Origin of the sequence: Streptomyces sp. GbtcB6 (assembly GCF_019091475.1) — a bacterium.
Lineage (GTDB): Bacteria > Actinomycetota > Actinomycetes > Streptomycetales > Streptomycetaceae > Streptomyces > Streptomyces hyaluromycini.
In genome coordinates this window covers 1-249 of the sequence record NZ_JAGXJL010000374.1, presented here as the reverse complement: position 1 = coordinate 249, position 249 = coordinate 1, and the positions used below count along the sequence as shown (strand labels likewise).

The 249-nt window shown below is 73.5% G+C and carries 1 protein-coding gene; it reads right to left on the bottom strand.

From position 1 onward, the window contains the following. Positions 1 to 177, bottom strand: a 177-nt coding sequence (locus KVT45_RS57550) for a DUF6299 family protein (RefSeq protein WP_308311180.1), incomplete at its 3' end; no start/stop codon positions are given. Positions 178 to 249: the final 72 nt, after the last annotated feature.

The window sequence follows — 249 nt, the reverse complement described above, 5'->3', positions numbered from 1 at the left end:
GTGCTTGTAGTTCGGGGAGTCCTGGCTGTCCGAGGAGCTGATGAACACCGGTCCGCCGGCACCGGTGCAGGTGTAGGTGCCGGAGAGGGTGACGGTGCCGTCGGGGGCGAGCCGGCCGGTGCGGTGGACGGTGACGGACTCGCCGGAGGCGGCGGTCGCGGGGCGGCGGCGGCGCACAGCAGGGGGACGGAACCGAGGGCCGCGGCGAGGACGGGGCGTACGGGCATGGTTTCCTTCCCGGTTCGTGAG